This is a genomic window from Nocardia sp. NPDC060249, from assembly GCF_042728755.1.
Classification (GTDB): Bacteria; Actinomycetota; Actinomycetes; order Mycobacteriales; family Mycobacteriaceae; genus Nocardia.
The window spans coordinates 601,975-621,081 of record NZ_JBHXAQ010000002.1 but is presented as its reverse complement, the minus strand read 5'-3'; the positions used below and the strand labels follow the sequence as shown (position 1 = coordinate 621,081).

Here is a 19,107-nt window from a genome sequence, read left to right as displayed (position 1 = left end):
GGCCGGCCGGCGAGGGCCATCGGCAACAGTGCCGTGTGGTCGAGGACGACGAAAGATCTGATGAACTCAGGAATTGCGGTGCTGTTGCTCGTCATCGGTGCGCCGCTGTTACTGCTCGCGATCGCGGTCAGTGTATTGGCCATGCGCAACGAGCGCCGACAGCGGCAGCGGGCCGACGCCGCTATCCGGGAACGCCTCGCCTGCGAGAACGCCTTGATGCAGCTGACGCAGAACACCCTCCCCGCGATCACCGCCGCGGTGCGCCGCCACGAGATCCCCTCGGTCGCGGTAGATCTGCCGGTGGAACTGGGTGATTCGCAGTTCGGCCAGGCGCTGCAGTGGATTGCCACGGGTCACGCCGAGGACCTGCGCGTGGTCGCCGAGGAAACCAGGGCGATGGTCGAACGTTATGGCGAACAACGTCGCCTCGCCGAGATACAGGACGCCCGGGACCAGACCCGCGGCGAGCTCTCGGCATCCTCGCGGGCGGCCACGAGTGCCGCGGTGCGCTCCTTCGGCACCTCGGTGGTGAGCCTGGGCACCGACCTCGGACAGGTCGTCAGCGCCGCTCTGCGCGAACATCGCGACGATGCCATCTATGAAACGCTCACCCGGATCGACCACACCGTGCAGCAGATGATCCGGCAGGCGCAGTCCTATGTGATCGTCTCCGGCGGTCTGCCCGGTCGCCGGTGGCCACAGCAGTCGCTCACCGATGTGGCGGGCGGCGCGACCGGACGAGTCAGGGAGTTCCTGCGGGTACGCGCGGCGCAATCGGACCGGATCGTGATCAGCCGCGCGGTCGAGCCGCTCGTGCACACCATGGCGACCCTGCTCGACAACGCGCTGCGCTACTCGCCGCCGTCGTCGTTCGTCGAGATCGGTTTCCAGGAAGGCCATCACGGCGTCACCGTGATCATCGACGACGCGGGCATGCGGATGAGTCCCGAGCAGCTCGAGGACGCACGCCTGGTGCTCAGCGGCGAACGTCCGGTCGACATCCACGATCTCGGTCCCGCGCCGAAGGTCGGCTTCCCCGGTATCGCGGCGCTGGCCCGGCGCTACGGATTCTCCGTGCACGTCGACGGGCCCAATATCTTCGGTGGCATGCGGGCCATGGTGTACGTCCCGTCGGCGCTGCTGGTGAGTGGGGACGCGCCGCGGCTGCCCGAGCCCGAACTCGCCGCGCCCGCCCACATTCCCGTGCCGGTCGCCGAGATCGAATCGCCCGGCGCCGACGTCCACGAGATCACCAGCGGCGGGCTGCCCAAGCGCCGCCGCAGACCGGTCGCCCCGGATTCGGCGGGGGTAACAACCGAGTCGGGGCAGGCACGCCCCGACCTCGCCGCTGCCTGGCGCAGCGGATCCCGCAGCGGTCGTGCCGCTGCGGCCGAGCGAACCACGGAAGGAACAGCCGATGAGCACACCGGTAGCCGATAGCACCAACCGATTGGCGTGGCTGCTCGAGGATCTCGAGATCCCCGGCGTCCGCTTCGCGGTCCTGCTGTCCGAGGACGGACTGCGCATCGCCCACTCCCGTGGCGTGATCAAAGACGACGCCGAGCGGTTCGCCGCGGCCGCCTCGGGCCTGCGCTCGCTCGGCAAGGCCCTCGGTGAGTTCTGCGGCGGCCCGTCGAACACGGTGCGCCAGAACATGACCGAGTACGACGAGGGCATGATCATGATCACCGCCGCCGGTGCGGGCGCACTGCTCGGCGTCGCCACCACCGCCGACGTCGACGTGGCGCTGGTGGCGCATCGGATGAACGAACTGGCCTCGCGCGTCGGCCACGAGATCGGCAGCGCGCCCCGCCTAGGCGGGAGGAATTGAGCCGCGGCAGGCGCGATCCGGACCTGGTGCGGTCCTATGTGCGCACCGGCGGGCGGGTGCGTGCCGCCCATGACCTGGATCTGGTGACCCTGGTCCGTGCCGTCGAGGACGCACGTCCCGATCACCGCCCCGACGAACGCCGCCTGCTGGCCCTCACCAGCCGCCGCGGCGCCCTGTCGATCGCCGAGCTGTCGGCCTATCTCGACCTGCCCGCCTCCGTCGTGAAGATCATCGTCTCCGATCTGCTCGACAGCGGTCACCTGCACTGCCCCACCCCGGCACAGGTGAAGCCGGAACTCGCATTGATCAAGGAGGTGCTGCATGGCCTCCGCGCCATCGCGGGATGAGGTCGACTACGTCGCGGAAACCGTGACACGGTCGGTGAAGATCCTGGTCGCAGGAAATTTCGGTGTCGGCAAAACCACCTTCGTGTGCGGGGTGTCCGAGATCAGGCCACTGCGGACCGAAGAGACGATCACCGAGGCCAGCATCGGTGTCGACGACATGGCCGGCCTCGGCAGCAAGGTGTCGACGACCGTCGCACTGGATTTCGGCCGCATCACCCTGAATCCCCAACTGGCGCTGTACCTGTTCGGTACGCCGGGCCAGGAACGGTTCGCCCCGCTGTGGGAGGAACTGGCTCGTGGCGCCCTCGGCGCGCTGGTGCTCGTCGACACCCGGCGCATCGAGAAGGCCGACGACGTGCTCTCGGCGCTGGAACAGCGCGGGGTGCCGTACGCGGTGGCGGTGAACGAATTCGAAGGATTCCGGCGCTACCCGCTCGAGGAGGTGCGCGAGGCGCTCGACCTCGCGCCCGAGACCCCGGTTATCGCACTCGACGCCCGTCGTCGTGATCAGGGCCTGCGCGCGCTGATCACGTTGGCGGAATATCTCTTTCGCAGACAGGAAGCAACAGCGTCATGACGGTCGATATCGCCGCCGACGAACGGGTGGCGATGTGGGCACCCGAGTTCGCCGCCGATCCGCAGGCGGCCTACCAGCGGATGCGGCGCCGGTTCGGCTCGGTGGTACCGGTGGAGTTGTCGCCGGGCATCCGGGCCACGCTGGTGATCGGCTATCACACCGCCGTGCGCATCCTCAACGATCCGGAGCACTTCCCGGCCGACCCCCGCATGTGGGAACGCGACATCCCGCCGGACTGCCCGGTGCTGCCGATGCTGCAGTTCCGTCCGGCCGCGCTGCGCACCACCGGGGCCGAGCACACCCGATACCGGCAGGCCAATGTGGCGGGCATCGCCGGGGTGGATCTGTACGCGATGCACAGCACCGTCGAACAGTTCGCCATCCCGCTGATCAACAGTTTCTGCGCGACCGGGTCGGCGGACCTGTTGAGTCAGTACGCGTTTCCGCTGGTGTTCCAGGCGCTGAACTCGATGCTCGGGTGCACACCCGAGATCGGGCAGCAGGTCGCCACCGGGATGGCGCAGATCTTCGAAGGTGACGACGCCGAGGCGGGCAACAACCTGCTCGCCTCCGCGCTGGCCGACCTGGTGGGGTTGCGTCAGCGCGAACCCGGTGACGATGTCGCCACGAGGTTGCTGCAGCACCAGGCGGCGCTGACCGACGAGGAAATGGTGCACCAGCTGCTGGTGCTCTACGGTGCGGGCATCGAGCCGATGCTGAACCTGGTGGTCAACACCTTGCGCCTGATGCTGACCGACGACCGCTTCGCGGGAAATGTGCTCGGCGGCAGCCTGTCCACGCGCGACGCGCTCGACGAGGTGCTGTTCACCGACCCGCCGCTGGCCAACTTCTGCATGACCTATCCGCGTCAGCCGATTTTGGTCGAGGACACCTGGCTGCCCGCGCACGAACCGGTCGTCATCAGCATGTCGGCGTGCAACAACGACCCGGCCATCGCCGGGCGCGATGTCGTCGACAACCGGGCACACCTGGCGTGGAGCGCGGGTCCGCACGGCTGTCCGGCCAAACCGGTGGCGTACCTGATCGTGCAGGACGCGATCGACCAATTGCTCGACGCGCTTCCGGAATTGAGTCTCGCGGTGCCCGTCGAGGACCTGGTGTGGCGGCCGGGCCCGTTCCACCGCTCGCTCGCGGCGCTGCCCGTGAGATTCCCGCAGACACCACCGTTGCCGATGCCCTGAACCCGCTCGTGAGGTGCGCCGGAGTGCGGAGCGGGACAGGTTCGCAGGACGCTTCCTGAATCGTCGGCGCACTCAGGCTGCGAGCCGAGCGAGCAGGCGTCTGAGGACCGTGGCTTCTTCCGTAGCCAGGGTCGAGTGCAGGAACTGATCCTCGGCAACTCTGATGCGTTCCTTGGCCTGTGCGTACAGACCACGTCCGCTCTCGGTCAGTGCCACGGTGCGCTGACGCTTGTCACTCGCACGAGAACGCGTGACGAGCCCGCGCACGGTCAGATCGTCGAGGTGCTTGCCCAATCGTGTCGGATCGCGCCGGGTGCGGCGCGACAGCTCGACCTGTGAAACGCCCTGTGCCGATGTCAATTCGCTCATGATCGCGTACTCCCACATCGACAGCCCCGCCTCACGCAGGATCGGTTCTTCCACTGCCGCCAGCTGCGGAAACACGCGAGCCATCAACGCCGCCAGATCTGGCTCGTCGGTCGCGTCGCCCTGCTCTGCCATGGACACCCTTTCCAATATCGTCTACCGTGGTAGAGGATCTAGCGCATACACGCCCGATGCGTTCAGCATCTCCTACCGGACCGGCGACAGTGGAAGCGAGACATGCGGTGGATGTATCCGTGCTGCACACCCTGACCGAAGACCTGGCCTCGTTCCTGTCCGAGGTCACCCACGGCGACCTCGGGTGCCGAGTGGCACACGGCGCGGGGGACATCGGTGATCTGTACCTGCGCCTGATCGATCAGAACGTCAGCGTCGCCACGGCGACTGCAGGCGCGGCGATGCCGCACGGGCAGTCGATCGGGCCGATGGACAGAGCGTCCCTCGGTGTCTCCGTGGACATTCGCTACGGCGATGCCGGACTCGACGTGGGCTATCGACGGACTGCCCGGCTCATGGAGAACGCGTTCGCCTCGGTGAGGGACGCGAGCCGGCTCGTTCGAACAAGGGGGGCCCGAGGGGCGGTCGACATCGCGACCCTCTACGAGGAACAGATCAGTAGCGCGGTTGTTCACACCTGGGACATCGCCCAGGCGCTCGGGGGCTTGCCCTATCAACCGGCCACCGACGTCACCCAGCGGATCCTGCGGACAACTGTCCTCCGGATGACGCAGACTTCCGCCACGCCTGGTCAGGGCGAGGCGGCCGATGATGCGGGCGCCTTCGCGTGTGTGCTCAGCCTGGCGGGGCGTGTGCGCTGACGTGTTCGGTGCGGTGTCGGTGACCGCAGGCGAACACGTGGTGATTCAGGCGATTTCGGAGGGCGCAGTCAGTGCGGCCTGCATGGCCACACCGTCGACGTAGGTGTGCTTCGCCTTGACCGCGCCGTCCTCGACGGTCACCATGTCCGCGATATCCACGTCGACGGCGCCACCGGTGACGGAGGTGCCCGACAGCTTCCAGCGCACCACCCAGAAGTCGTCGCCGACGCGCAGGTCGACCTGGGTGAAGGTCAGGTCGGGGACGAGGGCGAAGGTCTCCGCGGCGGCGGTTCGGATTTCCGCGCGCCCGTGCGCGGGTGCGCTCCCGGAATGCAGGTGGAAGACCGAATCGGGGGTGTGTAGCGCCGCGATCCGGTCGGGGTCGCGCTCGGCCCAGCAGGCGTGATAACGCTCGAACAGATCCTTGGTGGCATCGGACATGGTCGCCAAGCCCTTCCAATATACAAACAGGTTGACTGTATGTTCCCGAATCCGATGCGGCCGGTCAAGGGTCGAAGGGCCTCGGATCTGCCGTGGCCCTCGTTCTGCCCTAGACTTCGACGTCGCCATGAACCCTGATCGCCGGACCCAAGCCGAACGCTCGGCCTCCACGCGTGCCGCGGTGATCCGTGCCGGGCGAGAACTGTTCGGGCAGTTCGGGTACGGCGCGGTGAGCACGATCGCGGTGGCCGAGGCCGCCGGGGTCAGTCGCGGCGCGCTCTATCACCAGTTCGGTGAGAAGCGGGATCTGTTCGAGGCGGTGTTCGAGGATCTCGAGCGCAGTCTGGTCGAGGTGATCGCCACCGCCGTTGCCGAGGCGCGCGCCGAGGATCCGATCGCGAGCCTGATCGTGGGTTGCCTGGCGTGGTTGCAGGCCTCGACCGCGACCGAGGTGCGCCGGATCGCGCTGCTCGACGCACCCGCGGTGCTCGGGTGGAGCCGGTGGCGCGAGATCGAACTGCGCCACACCATCGGTCTGGTGGAGAATGCAATGATCGGCGCCATGGCCGCCGGCCGGATCGCGAAGCAGCCGGTGCGTCCGCTGGCGCTGGTGGTGGTGGGTGCGCTGGACGAGGCGGCGCAATACCTGGCGCATTCGGCGGACGCGGGGGATATCGTCGCTGTCCGCGCGGTGATCGAGCAGCTCATTTCCGGCCTCGCTGTCGATCAGGGCGGTTAGTTCGAGACTCACTAGGTTAGGCTTGCCTAATGACGACTGGGACTGTGAATCGACCGGCCATGGTCTACGCGCCACTGACGGTTCGTCGCGCGGTACGGCTGACGCCGCGCATGGTGCGGGTAACCCTCGGCTGTCAGGACCCGGCCGCCCTCATCGACGTCGGGCCAGACCAGTACACGAAGCTCTTCTTCCCGCTCCCGGGCAGCCCGCGTCCGGTCGTGCCGCCACCTCTGCAGGACGCGGGCAGCGTAATGAGCTGGTACCAGCGCTATCTCGCGATGCCCGACGAGATCCGCCCGCCGATGCGGACCTACACGGTCCGCGCGCAGCGGCCCGAACTCGGCGAACTCGACATCGACTTCGCCCTGCACGCCGAGCACGCGGGCCCCGCCTCGGACTGGGCGTCGACCGCGGCGCCCGGCGACGAGATCGGCCTGCTCTGCCCGCCGCACGCGCTCTACGACCCGCCCGCCGACCCCGAGTGGCAGCTGCTCGTCGGTGACGAGACCGCCGTTCCCGCGATCGGCGCGATCATCGAACGCCTCGGTGCGGGAGCGCGGGTGCGAGCATTCATCGAGGTCGAGGGCCCGGCCGACGAGCAGAGCTTCGAGACCGGCGGCGACGTGCGGATCGAGTGGGTGCATCGCGGCGATCGCCCGCACGGCGACGCGGTGGTCGACGCGGTCCGCGCCGCCGTGCTCCCCGCGAGCGTGCCCTACGCGTGGATCTCCGGTGAGGCCGAGTTGGTGAAGCTCACCCGGCGCAATCTGGTCCGCGACCGCGGTGTCGACAAGCGCGCGATCACCTTCACCGGCTACTGGCGTCAGGGTCGCACTGAGGAGGACAACGGCCGCGAGAAGGTGCGCCGCGCCGCCGCCGGTGAGTCGCTGGTCGTCGACGAGGACTGACGCGGCCCGTCCCGTCACCCAACTGTGACGCCACTAATAGTTATTGCACTAACTATTAGTGGCGTAATAATGTGTGGGCTAAGGAAGGTGGTGGACGATGCAGGAGCTCGACGACCCGTTGCGGCTCGACCGGCAGGTGTGCTTCGCCCTGGCGGTGGCCAACCGATCGGTGCTGGCGGTCTACCGGCCGCTGCTCGAACCGCTCGGCCTGACACATCCGCAGTATCTGGTGATGCTCGCCCTCTGGGGTGAGGCGCCGATGTCGGTGAAAGCCGTCGCCGAGGCGATCCAGCTCGACTCCGCGACATTGTCACCGCTGCTCAAGCGTCTCGAATCCGCCGGTCTCATCACCCGCCGCCGTGATCCGCACGACGAGCGCACGTTGCACATCGATCTCACCGAGATGGGCCGTGACCTGCGTGAACAGGCCGAGCAGATCCCACCCGCCGTCGTGGCACGCCTCGGCGTGAGCCTGGCGGACCTGGAAGAATTACGCGATGTCCTCGGCCGGGTGAACGCGGCCGCGCGACGCGCGTCCGACGTGAGGGAGCGGCAATGAGCAACTCGACCCCGAATCTGTGGCAGCGCGTCCGCTACATCACCGGTGGCACCCTGCCGCCGTCGATGTCGGACTGGGTGCTGACCGACCTCACCGGCCCCGGCGCGACCCGCCGATACCTGATGCGCTTCCTGCTGCCGGTGCTCCCGGTGCTGTGCCTGTTCTTGCTGGTGCCGGGCCCGCTGTGGATCGGGCTGTCGATGATGGCGCTGCTGTACCTGCCGCTGGTCTACTTCACCGTGGCGTTGGTCTACGTGTACCGGCGCCACCGCCTGGTCAGCCATGGCTTCGATCCCGAGTTGGCGAACGAGGCCGAACGCCGCCGGACCGAAGCCGAGCGCGTTGCCTACGAGAGTCGTCACCACCGCGGCTGAGCTGCGTCCCGCCGGACCCCGTGACGAGCGCGCACCGCTCGGTCCCGCGTATCGGCCGGCGCCGGCCGGGCCCGGGGGAGTCAGCCCGCGCGCAGGGTCGGCCCGACGAATCGTTCGACCAGGTGACGTTCCGCCGCGGCATCGGGCAGTGGCCAGGTGAGCAGCGACAAGACGACCCGCACCACCCAGCCCGCGGCTTCGTCATCGGGGGCGATGCTGGTCAGCGCGGTCGCGAGATGACCGAGTTCCGGTGCGCCGGCGAGGAATTCATCGGTGTCGGGGGAGCGGTGCCGGATCAGCCACTGACGCAGCACCGGGTCGGCGCGGATCGCGGCGACGGCGGCCAGGATCGCTTCGACGGGTCGTCGGGCGGGTGGCACCGAGTCGACGACCGCCTCGACACGCGCGACCACGGACTCGGCGGCCCTGACCATCACCGCGCGCACCAGGCGGGGTTTGCCGCCGACGTAGCGGTACAGCGTCGCGCGCGAGCAGCCGGCGGCCGCGGCGATATCGTCCGCGGTGACGTTGTCGATGCCGTGTTCGAGGAACAGCGTGAGGGCGGCGCGCTCGATGCGGTCGACCGCTATGGTGCGTCGGTCACCGCCGGTCAACCAGTCCACGTGGTCGGTCATCGGCGAATCCTCCCACGGATCTGTCTCAGCGTGAGACGGTCGAACACATCTGTCTATCCGAAGTAGGCAAGTCAAAGGAGCTTTTCGAAGCCGTACCGGCGCCGACGGCAGCGCCCCGCCGTCTCATCCTGAGACAGTCATTGACCGCGTGCTTCTCGGCGATGCACCGTGAGCGCCGACAGCCTGACCAGGAAAGGCGGCGGCCATGACCACGGACCTCGAAGCGATCGACCTGTTCGACTCGGCGGTACTCGACGACCCGTACCCGATGTATCGCACCCTGCGCGAGCACGCGCCCGTCTACCGGGTACCCGGCACCGACTTCTTTCTCGTCGCCTCGTGGGCCGCGGTCACCGAGGCGACCCGGCGCTCCGCGGAATTCTCCTCGCATCTGACCGGCGTGCTCGTCGCCCGGCCGGGGGCGACGCCGATGACCTTCGATCTCGACGCGACCGGGCAGGGCGTTCACGTGCTCGCCACAGCCGACGGCGACATCCACGCCGCGCACCGCGCCATCGTCGGGCCGGCGCTGGCCAAACGCGTTCGCACGCTGGCCCCGGTCGTCACCGCACTGACCGAACAGCTGTGGACGGCGGAACTCGACGGCGACCGGATCGACTGGGCCACCGGGGTCGCCGATCGATTGCCGCTGGCGCTGATCGCCGAACTCCTCGGACTGCCGGGCGCCGACGTGCCGACACTGCTCGCGCTGGCCTACGACTCCACCGAGATGCTGGGCGGTGTCGTCGCCGACGGTCGGATGGCTGCGCTGATCACCTCGGCGGCCGAGCTCGCGCACTACGCGTACCGGGCGATCAGCGACGCGAAGGATCGAATGGACGACGGCGATTCGCCGCGGACGCTGCTCGAAGTACTCGTCGCGGCGATAGCGGCGGGCACGATCGATGAACAGCAGGCGGTGCTGATCGTGGTGCAGCTGATCGGCGCGGGCGGGGAGTCGACCGCGGGTCTGATCGCTTCGGCGGCGCGACTGCTCGCCACCGACCCCGACCTGCAGACGCACCTGCGTGACCGCCCCGAACTCGTTCCCGCGTTCCTCGACGAAGCGTTGCGCCTGGAATCGCCCTTCCGTGGCCACCACCGCCACGTCGTCACCGCGACGCAGCTCGCCGGCGTCGACCTGCCCGCCGGGAGTCACCTGCTGTTGCTGTGGGGAGCCGCCAACCGCGATCCCGCGGCCTACCCGGATCCCGACGTCGTCGACCTGGACCGCCCGCGTGCGCGTGCCGGTACGGCGTTCGGTGCGGGCGCCCACTTCTGCATCGGGTCCACCCTGGCCCGACTGGAAGCAACCGCCGCGCTCACCCTGCTTCTCGACCGCACCGAGCGCTTCAGCCTCATCGACGCGGAGCCACCACGCTGGCTGCCCAGCCTGTTCGCCCGGCGCCACGCGACTCTGCCCCTGCGTATCACCCGCCGCTGACCTCGGTTGGGGCGGAGATCCGCTGCACGAACATCCGGGATTCGTGTGATCTATAAGGGAATACGCGGCGAACTGCGGGCTGAGACCGACACACTGCTCACCTGCAGCATGTTGTTGGTGCTGCTGTCCCTGCGCCGCGCTGGAATCTTCGGCGCAGGCGTGGCTAGTTCTGCGCGCGCCGAACAGCGCGACTCATTTCCGGTGGGCAGTCTGTGGCACCGTGTCAGGGTGCGCCTTCGCTTGTTCCTGCCCGCCTGCCTGCTCGCGGCGACAGCGCTGTTCGCCGGGTGCGCGTCCACCACCATGGACGAGAGCCCGGCGACGTCGACCGCGACGGCCGTTGCCTCGGAGGGTTCCGTGCCACCGACTTCGCCTGCCGTGCATCGCACTGTCGTCCTCGATCCCGGTCACAACGGCGGCAATGCCACCCATCTCGCGCAGATCAACGCACCGGTACCTGACGGGCGCGGTGGCACGAAAGCCTGCAACACCACCGGGACCTCGGCCGCGAGTGGCTATACCGAGCACGAGTTCGCCTGGGACGTCACCGTGCGAGTGCGCGACCTGCTCGCCGCACACGGTGTCCGGGTGATCCTCACGCGCGCCGACGACGCCGGCGTGGGACCGTGTGTCGATGAGCGCGCCTCGATCGCGAATCGGTCGGGCGCCGACGCGGTGGTCTCGATCCACGCCGACGGCAATACGGGTGCGGACGCGCACGGATTCCACATCGCCTACGCCGAACCTCCGCTGAACCCGGTGCAGGCCGAGGCGGGGACGCGACTGGCGAGGGCGTTGCGTGATGCGATGGTCGCCGGCGGCGTGGTGCCCTCGACCTATGTGGGGTCGGCGGGACTGGATCCGCGGGCGGATCTGGCCGGGCTCAATTTGGCGGAGCGGCCGAGCGCGCTGGTCGAATGCGGGAACATGCGCTCGGCGACCGATGCCGCGCTCATCGAGACCCCGGAGGGCCGGGCCCGCTACGCCGAACTCGTCACGGCCGGAATCCTGGCGTTCCTCGGCTGATTCGGGGGCCCGCCTGCCGATTTCGAAGGAGTCGCGCAAAGTTCGCCAGGCCCCCTGTTGCGGGTGGTGCCGCCCCAACGGTAAGGCAGCTTGTTGTCAGCATGGGTGACGAGGCCGGCGAAACGGTTCGTGTGTTCTCCCACCATCGGTCCCGCGATGGGGTGAGGATGGGACCGACTCGCCGGCCTCGCGTTCGGTCGGCCCCGCAGCACAAGGACGTGAGAAATATGAGTGACTGGAAATTCGCCATCACCGTTGCTGCCCTCGGGACGGCGATGCTGGCCGCGACGCTCGGCGCACCCACGGCCTCGGCCGGTGTTTCGCAATTGACGGTGAAACCCAATCTCAGTGTCGGCTCGGCAACCGACTATGGCACCGGATGCACTCATCAGTTGCTGGCCAGGCTCAGCGTCGGCATCATTCCTGTCGCCTTCTACGACAACGGCGCGCTGCTGGCCGTGGTCGCTCCGACCGACGGCGTCGCCATGTTCAACTGGGTGCCGTCCTACACCGGCGCTCACACCATGACCGCCGTCCAGGACGGCATCGCCAGTAGCTCGAATGTGACGGTCGGCCGGGGCTTCCGCCTCGGGGAATCGTGCGTGGTCACCGGCGGCTGATCCCGACAAGACGGTGGCCCGGTTCGCAGGAACCGGGCCACCGTCGCGTCGTCGATCCGCTACTTCGACGCGAGCTTCTTGTCGTCACCCTTCTTGCTCGCGGTCTTCTTGGCGGGTTTCTTCGCCGGCTTCTTCGTCGCGGGAGCGGGCGCCGAACCATTGGTGTCGGGCTTACCCGCCGGGTTCACCGCGGAGACGACCAGATCGTCGTCGGCGGTGTCGACCTTCACCGTGCCGCCGGGGTCGAGCCCGCCGTCGAGAAGCAGGCGCGAGACCCGGTTGTCGAGCTCCTTCTGCACCGTGCGACGCAACGGCCGCGCACCGAACTCGGGCTGGAAACCGCGCTCGCTCAACCAGTCCACCGCGGACTGACTGATCTCGAGTTCGATGTCCTGGGCGGCGAGCATGCGCCGGGTGCGATCCAGGATCAGTTCCACGATCTGTTCCAGCTGCTCCTTGTCCAGGCGATGGAACACGATCTGCTCGTCGATCCGATTGAGGAACTCGGGCCGGAAGTGCCGGCGCAGTAGCTCTTCGAGCTGCGGCACGATCGAGTCGAGGTCACCGGGAGGTGCCTCGAGGATCACGTGCGACCCGATATTGGACGTCATGATCACGATCGTGTTCTTGAAATCGACTGTGCGGCCCTTGGAATCGGTGACGCGCCCGTCGTCGAGCAATTGCAGCAGCACATTGAACACATCGGGGTGCGCCTTCTCGACTTCGTCGAACAGGATCACCGAATACGGCTGACGTCGCACCTTGTCGGTGAGCTGCGCGGCATCGTCGTAGCCGACGTATCCGGGCGGGGCGCCGACCAGCCGCGAGACCGTGTGCTTCTCCTGGAACTCGCTCATGTCGAACCGGATCAGCCGATCCTCGTCGCCGAAGACCGCTTCCGCGAGGGCCTTGGCGAGCTCGGTCTTGCCGACGCCGGTGGGACCGAGGAACAGGAACGACCCGATCGGCCGGTTCGGATCCTTGAGCCCGGCCCGTGCCCTGCGCACCGCCTCGGCGATCGCGACGATCGCCTCGTTCTGCCCGATCACCCGCTTGTGCAGGACGTCTTCGAGCTGGAGCAGGCGCTGCTTCTCCTCGGCGGTCAGATCGGCCACCGGAATGCCGGTGCGCCGGGAGATCACCTCGGCGATGTCGACGACATCGACGATCGGCTCCGAGGACGTCGCACCGGATTCCTCCAGCTCCGCCTCGGCGGCGGCGATGTCGGCCTTGAGCGCCTTGGCTTTCTCGTAGTCCTCGTTGTCGACCGCGGCGTCCTTCTCCCGGTACAGCCGCGCGATCGCCTCGTCTCTGGCCTTCACCGCCGGGTCGGGGGTGCCCGAACGGAGCCGGACCCGGGCGCCCGCCTGGTCGATCAGGTCGATCGCCTTGTCGGGCATGAACCGGTCGGTGATGTAGCGATCCGACAGCTGCGCGGCCGCGACCAGCGATTCGTCGGAGTAGCGCACCTGATGGTGTTCCTCGTACACATCGGCGAGCCCGCGCAGGATCTCGACGGTGTCCTCCACCGAGGGCTCCGAGACCATCACCGGCTGGAACCGGCGTTCCAGCGCGGCGTCCTTCTCGATGTATTTGCGGTACTCGTCGATGGTGGTCGCGCCGACGACGTGCAGATCGCCGCGAGCCAGCGCGGGCTTGAGCAGGTTGCCCGCGTCCATCGAGCCCTCGCCGCCGCCCCCGGCGCCGACGATGGTGTGCAGCTCGTCGATGAAGATGATCAGCTCGTCCTTGTGCGCGCGGACCTCGTCGAGGATCTTGGTCAGCCGCTCCTCGAATTCGCCGCGGTACTTGCTCCCGGCCACGAGCGAGCCGACATCGAGCGCGATGACGCGGCGGTCGGCGAGGGTGACCGGCACGTCCCCGTTGACGATGCGCTGGGCCAGCCCCTCCACGATCGCGGTCTTGCCCACCCCGGGATCACCGATCAGCACGGGGTTGTTCTTGCGCCGTCGCGACAGGATCTCGATGGTCTGCTCGATCTCCTCGGCGCGGCCGACGACCGGGTCGATCAGGCCCTCGCGGGCCTCGGCGGTGAGGTCGCGGCCGTATTCGTCCAGGGTGGGAGTGTCGGATTCCGGCTGCTGCCGCTTCGACGGCGCGGTCGCCATCGGGGTTCCCGGGGCGGGTACGCCGCCGCTCTGGGTGGCCGCGATCCCGGCCACCAGCGCCTGCGCCGCGACGCTGTCGGGGAGTGCGGCGATGCCGAGCAGGATGTGCTCCGGGCCGATGTAGCTGCTGCCTGCCTGGGCTGCCTGGCGTTGGGCCGCGCGGAGCGCGAGCTTGGTGGCGGGGCTGAGCGTGATGTCGGCGAGGTCGTTCTCGCTGGGCCTGCCGGTGTCGAGGTAGTCCTCCATCTGCTCGGCAACCTGGTCGGGATCCAGGCTGAGCTCGGCGACGATGCTGCGCCCGGGTTCTGCTTCGGTGGCCGCGTACAGCAGGTGCTCGGGAGTGATTTCGGGATTGCCCCATTCCTGGGCCGCCTCGCGCGCGGTACCGACCAGCAACTTCGCGTTGTCGGTCATCAGCTTGCCCAGATCGATGCGTTGTACCGGTGGCTTCGAGGACATTCCGGAACTGAAGAACCGCTGGAAGATGTCGTCGAAAGGATCGCGAGAACTCGGCCAATTCGCTGTCATGCCCACACCTCTTCGCTCGTCGCGCCGTGGCTCACGGCGACTCATGCAGATCGGGGTCGGTACTGCCAGCAATACTTCGGCATCCTCGAAAGGTGTGCAAGGGATTGGACAGTTTCACATCGGCGATGTCGGCAGGTGTGGCGCACAAACCAAAATCCGGTCGAAACGCTCCCGAACCACCGGTTTTGTCTGATTCTTGATGACAGGGCGCCGCAGCCGGGTAGCGTGGCGACCCGCGAGGTGGTATCGGCCGCAGCGCCCATTTTTGCCCGCCGACCAACTGGGTCGAACAGGCCGACGGGAAGTAGAGCACGGAGTTTGGTCAACGACGTCATCGATGTCAGCGCGGATTTCACGATCGCGCGTCAAGCGTTGTGGGATGTACTGCTCGATCCCCAGAGTTACCCACGCATGTTCACCGGGATCGGCAGTTGCGAACCGGTGGAACGCCCCGACGGCGCGGTCCACTGGCAGGTACGGGTCGGATCGGCCGACGGCGGTATCCGCACGCACGAGTTCATTCTCGTGATCGGCCGCTGGTACGAGAGTTTCGAACTGCGCAGCCCGGTCCTCGGCAGTTTCGCCGCGATCCGCTTGCGTGGCGACCAGCAGCGGACGCGTCTGGACATCACCCTCTTCGCGACCGCGCGGATTCATCCGCTGCTCGAACAGGGCGGCAACTCACTGGTCACCGACTGGGTGAAGGCGGGGCTGCGCCGGACCGCCGACTCGATCGCGGGCACCCGTTCCTCGGTGGTGGTCAACGCCGAACGCTCGATGGTGCGTCGCAACGCCGGGGTGGCGCGCAGCATCGCGGCGACCGGGCTGATGCGGCCCGAGCCGGTGTCGATCGTGCGACAGCTTCGCTCCCTGTCGAAGTGGGGCTTCAACCTGGCCGGCGGCTATGCGGCGGGCGCGGCGTACGAGCCCGATCGGCTCGCGCTGATCGATGCGGGCGGGCACCGCACCTTCGCCGAGGTCGACGCCAGATCCACCGCGCTGGCCGCGGCGATGCACGCTATCGGATTGCGCAAGGGCGACGCCATCGGCCTGCTGGCGCGCAATCACGCGGGCATGGTCGAAACCATGGTCGCCGCAGGCAAACTCGGCGTCGACGTGGCGCTGCTCAACGCGGGGCTGTCGGGGCGGCGGATCGAGGAGATCGTGCAGCGGCATCGCCTGAGCGCGGTCTTCGTCGACGGTGCGCTGGAAACGCTGATCCGCTACCTGCACAGCGAGGTGCCGCGCTACACCACCGACAACTGTCCGCCCGACCCCGATCGCACCACGATCGACGACCTGATCACCCAGGCGCACAACGACTTCCCTATCCCCGCCCATCCCGGCCGCCTGATCGTGCTCACCTCCGGCACCAGCGGTTCGCCCAAGGGCGCGCGCCGCCCGCACGCCAAGGGTTTCGGCACTATCGCCGCGCTGCTCTCGCGGATCCCGTTGCGCGTGGAAGAGGTCATGCTCATTCCCGCGCCGCTGTTCCACACCTGGGGTCTGGCCGGGTTGCAGCTGAGCACCGCGTTGCGCGCCACCGTGGTGTTGTCGGACGGTTTCGACGCGATGGACTGCCTGCGCGCGGTCGTCGAACATCGGATCACCACGTTGATCGTGGTTCCGACGATGGTGGAACGCCTGCTCGAGGTACCCGACGAGGTCCGGGCGGGCCTGGACCTGTCGTGCCTGCGGTTCGTGGTCAGCTGTGGTGCGCCGCTGGCCGGAGCCACCGTGCTGCGATTCCTGGACAGCTACGGCGACGTGCTCTACAACGTGTACGGCTCCACCGAGGTCTCGTGGGCCAGCGTCGCCACCCCCGACGATCTGCGGGTGTCGCCGACGACCGCGGGTCGCCCGCCGCTGGGCACCCGGGTCGCGGTGCTCGGTCCCGACCTGCGGCCGGTGCCGGTCGGCTCCACCGGACACATCTTCGTCGCCAATCACATGCTCTTCGACGGTTATGTGAACTCCGCGCCGCCGGAGGAGGCCGACGGCATGCTCGACACCGGCGACCTCGGCTATCTCGACGCCGCGGGACGGCTGTTCGTGGCGGGCCGCGACGACGAGATGATCATCTCCGGTGGCGAGAACGTCTTCCCGCGACCGGTCGAGGAGGCGCTCGCCCACCTGCCGCAGATCAGCGAGGTCGCGGTCGTCGGTGTCCCGGACCGGGAGTTCGGTCAGCGACTGGCCGCGTTCGTGGTGAAACGCGAAGGGGCGGGACTGGATTCGGACATGGTGCGGACCTACATCCGCAACCGGCTGAGTCGCTTCTCGGTGCCCCGCGATGTCACGTTCCTGAGCGCGCTGCCACGCGGGGAGACCGGCAAGATCCTCAAGCGGGTGCTCGTGCCGGGGTCAGCGTTGAGCGAGTAGCAACCCCACCGCGCGCTCGATCGTCGCCGACGCCTGCTCGCCCGACAGTCCGCGCCGGTCCTGTAGATGGTGGCGCGTCGGCCAGGCCAGGGCGCCGTCGACCAGATCGAGCAGCCCGTCGTCGAGTTCACCGTCGGGCCGGGACAGTTCGGGTGCGAACAGCGCGGCCAGCACGGCGCGGATACGTTCGTCGGTGCGCCGCATCCGTTCGTCGATCGCGGCGATCGATCGAGATTCCTGCAGACCGGGCAACCGGGGCACGCGCTGCAGGTCGAAGATCGCGGCGCTCTGGCGCACCGCGACCGTGATCCGCTCGGCCAGGGCGGGCGAGGGATCCGCGACGACCAGGCACGCCTCGACCATCTCGGACTGGCGCTCTGTCGCGGCCACCAGCAACGCTTCCCGATCGGGGAAGTGCACGAAGACACTGCGTTCGGAGGTGCCCGCTCTGGCGGCGATCTCGCGCGCGGTCGGTGCGAAATCGCCCGCCGTCACCGCGGCGAGCAGTCCGTCGATGATCGCTTCACGCGTTTTCGCCGGATCCCGCCGCCGCCGCGGCGCGCGCGCCTGCCTCGCGCTCGCCGCGGCGTCCTGCTCCGATCTCATCGACCCATCACAGCACAGTTCGCCGCCGGCCTACGTGCTCGGCTCCGGTGCGGTCCGGTTCATCACCGAATGCTGGCGCGAATACGCGAAGTACACGATCAGGCCGACCGCGAGCCAACCGGCGAAGCGCACCCAGGTCTCCCACGGCAGCGACCAGATCAGGTAGGCCGAGAAGCCGATCCCGACCAGCGGGATCACCGGCATCAACGGCAGCCGGAACGAACGCGGGGCGTCGGGCCTGGTGCGCCGCAACACGATCACCGACAGACACACCACGATGAACGCCATCAGAATGCCGATATTGGTGAGCTCGGCGACGGTGTTGATCGGCAGCACACCGGCCAGGATCGCCGCGCCGAAGCCGACGATCCAGGTGACCCTGGTCGGCACCTTGCGGGTGGGGTGGGTCTTGGCGAACCAGATCGGCAGCAGCCCGTCGCGGCTCATCGCGAACCACACCCGGGTGACGCCGAGCATGAAGGTGAGCACCACGGTGATGATGCCGACGATCGCGCCCACCGCGATGATGTTGGCGACGCCCGGCATCCCGACCGATTCGAACGCGGTGGAGAACCCGCTGGTCGGACTGATCTCGGTGTACTTCTGCATGCCGGTGAGCACGAGCGTGGCCAGCACGTAGAGCACCATCGCGATCGCCAGGGAGTAGATGATCGCCTTGGGCAGGTGCTTGCGTCCGTCGATGGATTCCTCGGCGGCGGTGCTCATCGCGTCGTAACCGAACACGGCGAAGAACACCGTCGCCGCGCCCGTCCACACCGCGCCGGTGCCGAACGGGAAGTACGGGTCGTAGTTGGCGCTGTCGATGTGGAACACGCCGAGCACCACGATGAGCACGACCAAGGCGACCTTGATGCCGACCGCGACGGTTTCGAACCGGCCGACGCTGCCGATACCGCGTGAGAGAACCCACGCGGTGCCGAGACAGAACAGCACCGCGAACAGGTCGACCACCCGGCCGTCGCCGGTATCGGGCGCGCCGAGCATCCATTCCGGCAGGGTCAGGCCGACCTGGTCGAGCAGGAACCCGAAATACCCCGAGACTCCGATCGCGACCACCGCCGCCACCGCGATGTACTCGAGCAGCAGATCCCAGCCGATGAACCAGCCCGCGAGCTCACCGAGCGAGACGTAGCCGTAGGTGTAGGCCGAGCCCGCTTTCGGGACCATGCCGGCGAATTCGGCGTAGCACAGCGCTGCCGCGGCACTGGCGACACCGGCGATCAGGAACGAGATCAGCACCGCCGGACCGGTGACCGAGTGCGCGACCGAGCCCGCCAGCGTGAAGATGCCCGCACCGATGATGCCGCCGACACCGATGGCGGTGAGCTGCCAGAGGCCGAGCGATTTGGCGAGGCGCTCGTCACTGGGGACCTCGTCGTCGACCTCCGTCAAGGGTTTGCGGCGCAACATCTGGGTGCGCAGCTCTGCGAAAGACATTCGCGTTTCCTTCCATCGGCGCCCACCGCCGCGTCACGGTGCGCTCATCCGAGTACACCGCCACGCGCAATCACGGACGTCGAGAGTGAATAATGTTCA

20 protein-coding genes are annotated in these 19,107 nt (G+C 68.1%); 14 read left to right on the top strand and 6 right to left on the bottom strand.

Translation table 11 applies throughout. From position 1 onward, the window contains the following. The first annotated feature begins 60 nt into the window (after window positions 1-60). The 5 genes from ACFWFP_RS10460 to ACFWFP_RS10440 are packed head-to-tail and all read left to right on the top strand — an operon-like array spanning window position 61 to window position 3,957. Complete coding sequence (locus tag ACFWFP_RS10460) at window positions 61-1,440, top strand: sensor histidine kinase (RefSeq protein ID WP_379294458.1); 1,380 nt, start codon at window positions 61-63, stop codon at window positions 1,438-1,440. Further along, window positions 1,418-1,831, top strand: a complete 414-nt coding sequence (locus tag ACFWFP_RS10455) for a roadblock/LC7 domain-containing protein (RefSeq protein WP_379294457.1) — start codon at window positions 1,418-1,420, stop codon at window positions 1,829-1,831. Before ACFWFP_RS10460 ends, ACFWFP_RS10455 begins: the two co-directional genes overlap by 23 nt. Further along, window positions 1,828-2,178 (top strand): DUF742 domain-containing protein, encoded by a 351-nt coding sequence (locus ACFWFP_RS10450; RefSeq protein WP_056817094.1) that lies wholly within the window; start codon window positions 1,828-1,830, stop codon window positions 2,176-2,178. The genes ACFWFP_RS10455 and ACFWFP_RS10450 overlap by 4 nt, the downstream gene beginning before the upstream one ends. Continuing rightward, window positions 2,153-2,755 carry an ATP/GTP-binding protein gene (locus ACFWFP_RS10445; protein ID WP_266289261.1) on the top strand — a complete coding sequence of 201 codons (603 nt, stop codon included), beginning with the start codon at window positions 2,153-2,155 and terminating at the stop codon, window positions 2,753-2,755. The genes ACFWFP_RS10450 and ACFWFP_RS10445 overlap by 26 nt, the downstream gene beginning before the upstream one ends. Further along, window positions 2,752-3,957 carry a cytochrome P450 gene (locus tag ACFWFP_RS10440; protein WP_379294456.1) on the top strand — a complete coding sequence of 402 codons (1,206 nt, stop codon included), beginning with the start codon at window positions 2,752-2,754 and terminating at the stop codon, window positions 3,955-3,957. Before ACFWFP_RS10445 ends, ACFWFP_RS10440 begins: the two co-directional genes overlap by 4 nt. Window positions 3,958-4,029: 72 nt before the next feature. Here ACFWFP_RS10440 and ACFWFP_RS10435 read toward each other — a convergent pair whose 3' ends face one another. Further along, window positions 4,030-4,458 carry a MarR family winged helix-turn-helix transcriptional regulator gene (locus ACFWFP_RS10435; protein ID WP_379294455.1) on the bottom strand — a complete coding sequence of 143 codons (429 nt, stop codon included), beginning with the start codon at window positions 4,456-4,458 and terminating at the stop codon, window positions 4,030-4,032. A 119-nt stretch (window positions 4,459-4,577) separates the two neighbouring features. On the opposite strand from ACFWFP_RS10435, the gene ACFWFP_RS10430 reads away from it, so the two are divergent. Continuing rightward, window positions 4,578-5,159 (top strand): hypothetical protein, encoded by a 582-nt coding sequence (locus tag ACFWFP_RS10430; RefSeq protein WP_379294454.1) that lies wholly within the window; start codon window positions 4,578-4,580, stop codon window positions 5,157-5,159. 45 nt (window positions 5,160-5,204) lie between these two features. Here ACFWFP_RS10430 and ACFWFP_RS10425 read toward each other — a convergent pair whose 3' ends face one another. After that, a complete protein-coding gene (locus tag ACFWFP_RS10425) occupies window positions 5,205-5,600 on the bottom strand; it encodes a nuclear transport factor 2 family protein (RefSeq protein ID WP_379295116.1) in 396 nt (131 codons plus the stop codon). Between the two features lie 127 nt (window positions 5,601-5,727). On the opposite strand from ACFWFP_RS10425, the gene ACFWFP_RS10420 reads away from it, so the two are divergent. The 4 genes from ACFWFP_RS10420 (at window position 5,728) to ACFWFP_RS10405 (ending at window position 8,180) form a co-directional block, all read left to right on the top strand. Beyond that, window positions 5,728-6,339: a TetR/AcrR family transcriptional regulator gene (locus ACFWFP_RS10420; protein WP_379294453.1), complete on the top strand. Its 612-nt coding sequence runs from the start codon at window positions 5,728-5,730 to the stop codon at window positions 6,337-6,339. A 29-nt stretch (window positions 6,340-6,368) separates the two neighbouring features. Beyond that, on the top strand, window positions 6,369-7,247 hold the full coding sequence (locus tag ACFWFP_RS10415; RefSeq protein ID WP_379294452.1) for a siderophore-interacting protein: 879 nt from the start codon (window positions 6,369-6,371) through the stop codon (window positions 7,245-7,247). A 97-nt stretch (window positions 7,248-7,344) separates the two neighbouring features. Further along, complete coding sequence (locus ACFWFP_RS10410; RefSeq protein ID WP_379294451.1) at window positions 7,345-7,806, top strand: MarR family winged helix-turn-helix transcriptional regulator; 462 nt, start codon at window positions 7,345-7,347, stop codon at window positions 7,804-7,806. Continuing rightward, window positions 7,803-8,180, top strand: coding sequence for a DUF5313 family protein (locus tag ACFWFP_RS10405; RefSeq protein ID WP_379294450.1), 378 nt, complete (start codon window positions 7,803-7,805; stop codon window positions 8,178-8,180). The genes ACFWFP_RS10410 and ACFWFP_RS10405 overlap by 4 nt, the downstream gene beginning before the upstream one ends. Before the next feature lie 80 nt (window positions 8,181-8,260). On the opposite strand, the gene ACFWFP_RS10400 is transcribed toward ACFWFP_RS10405, so the two are convergent. Beyond that, window positions 8,261-8,815, bottom strand: coding sequence for a TetR/AcrR family transcriptional regulator (locus ACFWFP_RS10400; RefSeq protein WP_379294449.1), 555 nt, complete (start codon window positions 8,813-8,815; stop codon window positions 8,261-8,263). Between the two features lie 205 nt (window positions 8,816-9,020). On the opposite strand from ACFWFP_RS10400, the gene ACFWFP_RS10395 reads away from it, so the two are divergent. From ACFWFP_RS10395 to ACFWFP_RS10385, 3 genes are all read left to right on the top strand, one after another. Continuing rightward, window positions 9,021-10,259 (top strand): cytochrome P450, encoded by a 1,239-nt coding sequence (locus ACFWFP_RS10395; RefSeq protein WP_379294448.1) that lies wholly within the window; start codon window positions 9,021-9,023, stop codon window positions 10,257-10,259. A 228-nt stretch (window positions 10,260-10,487) separates the two neighbouring features. Further along, entirely contained in the window at window positions 10,488-11,285 is a 798-nt protein-coding gene (locus ACFWFP_RS10390) for an N-acetylmuramoyl-L-alanine amidase (RefSeq protein ID WP_379294447.1), read from the top strand. A gap of 227 nt (window positions 11,286-11,512) precedes the next feature. Then, complete coding sequence (locus ACFWFP_RS10385) at window positions 11,513-11,905, top strand: hypothetical protein (protein WP_379294446.1); 393 nt, start codon at window positions 11,513-11,515, stop codon at window positions 11,903-11,905. A 59-nt stretch (window positions 11,906-11,964) separates the two neighbouring features. Here ACFWFP_RS10385 and ACFWFP_RS10380 read toward each other — a convergent pair whose 3' ends face one another. Next, window positions 11,965-14,562: an ATP-dependent Clp protease ATP-binding subunit gene (locus tag ACFWFP_RS10380; RefSeq protein ID WP_379294445.1), complete on the bottom strand. Its 2,598-nt coding sequence runs from the start codon at window positions 14,560-14,562 to the stop codon at window positions 11,965-11,967. Window positions 14,563-14,880: 318 nt separating this feature from the next. Here ACFWFP_RS10380 and ACFWFP_RS10375 point away from each other — a divergent pair, with 318 nt between their 5' ends. Continuing rightward, window positions 14,881-16,944, top strand: a complete 2,064-nt coding sequence (locus ACFWFP_RS10375; RefSeq protein WP_379294444.1) for an AMP-binding protein — start codon at window positions 14,881-14,883, stop codon at window positions 16,942-16,944. Here ACFWFP_RS10375 and ACFWFP_RS10370 read toward each other — a convergent pair. Together ACFWFP_RS10370 and ACFWFP_RS10365 are read right to left on the bottom strand one after the other, a co-directional pair. After that, entirely contained in the window at window positions 16,927-17,550 is a 624-nt protein-coding gene (locus tag ACFWFP_RS10370) for a TetR/AcrR family transcriptional regulator (RefSeq protein WP_379294443.1), read from the bottom strand. The genes ACFWFP_RS10375 and ACFWFP_RS10370 overlap by 18 nt on opposite strands. A 30-nt stretch (window positions 17,551-17,580) precedes the next feature. Then, complete coding sequence (locus ACFWFP_RS10365; protein WP_379294442.1) at window positions 17,581-19,008, bottom strand: amino acid permease; 1,428 nt, start codon at window positions 19,006-19,008, stop codon at window positions 17,581-17,583. Window positions 19,009-19,107: the final 99 nt, after the last annotated feature.

Bases quoted from the DNA above. Each gene is read 5' to 3' on its own strand.
- ACFWFP_RS10370 (WP_379294443.1), bottom strand. From the start codon at position 17,550: ATGAGATCGGAGCAGGACGCCGCGGCGAGCGCGAGGCAGGCGCGCGCG.
- ACFWFP_RS10415 (WP_379294452.1), top strand. From the start codon at position 6,369: ATGACGACTGGGACTGTGAATCGACCGGCCATGGTCTACGCGCCACTG.
- ACFWFP_RS10445 (WP_266289261.1), top strand. From the start codon at position 2,153: ATGGCCTCCGCGCCATCGCGGGATGAGGTCGACTACGTCGCGGAAACC.
- ACFWFP_RS10410 (WP_379294451.1), top strand. From the start codon at position 7,345: ATGCAGGAGCTCGACGACCCGTTGCGGCTCGACCGGCAGGTGTGCTTC.
- ACFWFP_RS10425 (WP_379295116.1), bottom strand. From the start codon at position 5,600: ATGTCCGATGCCACCAAGGATCTGTTCGAGCGTTATCACGCCTGCTGG.
- ACFWFP_RS10440 (WP_379294456.1), top strand. From the start codon at position 2,752: ATGACGGTCGATATCGCCGCCGACGAACGGGTGGCGATGTGGGCACCC.
- ACFWFP_RS10365 (WP_379294442.1), bottom strand. From the start codon at position 19,008: ATGTCTTTCGCAGAGCTGCGCACCCAGATGTTGCGCCGCAAACCCTTG.
- ACFWFP_RS10380 (WP_379294445.1), bottom strand. From the start codon at position 14,562: ATGACAGCGAATTGGCCGAGTTCTCGCGATCCTTTCGACGACATCTTC.
- ACFWFP_RS10435 (WP_379294455.1), bottom strand. From the start codon at position 4,458: ATGGCAGAGCAGGGCGACGCGACCGACGAGCCAGATCTGGCGGCGTTG.
- ACFWFP_RS10385 (WP_379294446.1), top strand. From the start codon at position 11,513: ATGAGTGACTGGAAATTCGCCATCACCGTTGCTGCCCTCGGGACGGCG.
- ACFWFP_RS10405 (WP_379294450.1), top strand. From the start codon at position 7,803: ATGAGCAACTCGACCCCGAATCTGTGGCAGCGCGTCCGCTACATCACC.
- ACFWFP_RS10420 (WP_379294453.1), top strand. From the start codon at position 5,728: ATGAACCCTGATCGCCGGACCCAAGCCGAACGCTCGGCCTCCACGCGT.
- ACFWFP_RS10395 (WP_379294448.1), top strand. From the start codon at position 9,021: ATGACCACGGACCTCGAAGCGATCGACCTGTTCGACTCGGCGGTACTC.
- ACFWFP_RS10460 (WP_379294458.1), top strand. From the start codon at position 61: ATGAACTCAGGAATTGCGGTGCTGTTGCTCGTCATCGGTGCGCCGCTG.
- ACFWFP_RS10455 (WP_379294457.1), top strand. From the start codon at position 1,418: ATGAGCACACCGGTAGCCGATAGCACCAACCGATTGGCGTGGCTGCTC.
- ACFWFP_RS10400 (WP_379294449.1), bottom strand. From the start codon at position 8,815: ATGACCGACCACGTGGACTGGTTGACCGGCGGTGACCGACGCACCATA.